General features: G+C 65.0%; 1 protein-coding gene. It reads right to left on the bottom strand.

Features of this window, described 5'->3' with window-relative positions:
* Window positions 1-1,518: 30S ribosomal protein S1 (locus tag AC6CDK_RS17755; protein ID WP_496639956.1), on the bottom strand; the 1,518-nt coding region annotated here is incomplete at both ends.

Below are 1,518 nucleotides of genomic sequence, written 5' to 3'. Positions count from 1 at the left end.
CGTTGTTGTCGCCGTTCTTGCGCATCCCTTCCCGGAGCAGGGCGCCCAGGTTGGATGTGGCTTCACCGCGGTCCTGCATGTACGACTCCAGCTCGGCCTTTTCGGCGGCGGCCTGGAGAGCCTTGACAGAGAGGGCGATCTTCTTCTCCACGTCGTCGACGCTCAGGACAACCGCTTCCAACTCGTCGCCCACGGAGGCGAAGTCCTTGGGCGAGGCGACCTTCTCGCGGGAAAGCTCGGAGACGTGCACCAGCCCTTCGATCCCCTCCTCGATCTCAAGGAAGACGCCGAAGTCGGTCACGGAGGTCACCTTGCCCCGCACGCGGGTGCCGGGACGGTAGGTGGCGGGGATCACGCTCCAGGGATCGGGGGTGAGCTGCTTGATCCCCAGGGAGAGGCGCTCGTTCTCGGCATCCACGTTGAGGACCACGGCCTGGACGGTCTGCCCCTTGGCAAAGACCTCGCCGGGGTGCTTGATCCGCTTGGTCCAGGAGATGTCGGAGACGTGCACGAGGCCGTCGATTCCCTCTTCCACGCCGATGAAGACGCCGAAATCGGTGATGCTCTTGATCTGCCCCTCCAGCTTGGTGCCCACGGGGTATCTCTCATCCAACTGGGTCCAGGGGTTGGCCTGGGCCTGCTTGAGGCCAAGGGAGATGCGGCGGTTGCCCGTGTCGATGCCGAGCACCACGGTCACCACCTCGTCGCCCACGGTGAGGAGGTCGGACGGATGGCGGAGCCGCTTGGTCCACGACATCTCGGAGACGTGCACCAGCCCTTCGATCCCTTCGTCGAGGGCCACGAATGCGCCGTAATCGGTCATGCTGACCACGCGGCCGCTGACCCGGTCGCCCACCTGGAACTTCTGCTCCACCGCGAGCCAGGGATCGGGAGTGATCTGCTTGAGGCCCAGGGATATCTTGCCCTTTTCCTGGTCGTACTTGAGGACCTTTACGCTGAGCTTGTCGCCCGGCTTGAGCATCTCGGAGGGGTGGCCCAGCCGGCCCCACGACATGTCGGTCACGTGCAGAAGGCCGTCGACGCCGCCGATATCGACGAATGCGCCGTAATCGGTGATGTTCTTGACCACGCCTTCGCGAATCTGGCCCTCGGCCAGGTTGGCGAGGGTCTCGGTGCGGACGCCGGCCCGCTCCTCTTCCAGCAGGACGCGACGGGACAGAACGATGTTGCCCCGCTTCTTGTTGAGCTTGAGCACCTTGAAGCGGTCAGTCACGCCGATGTACTTGTCCAGATTGCCGCCGGGGCGGAGGTCAACCTGGGAGGCCGGCAGGAACGCCTGGACGCCGATGTCGACGGTGAGGCCCCCCTTGACCTTGCCGGTGATCTTGCCCTCGACGATGCCGCCTTCGCCGCCGGCGGCGTCGATGGCATCCCAGGCGGAAAGGCGGTCGGCCTTGCGCTTGGAAAGGACCGCGTACCCCTTCTGGTTCTCTTTGCGCTCGAACAGGGCCTTTACTTCGTCGCCCACCTGGACGGTCAGGTTGCCGGCCTCGTCGA

The sequence above is a fragment of the Geobacter sp. PheSNFMC genome (assembly GCF_059620965.1).
Note: the sequence above shows the minus strand (reverse complement) of the source record. Positions and strands in the feature narration are given on the sequence as shown.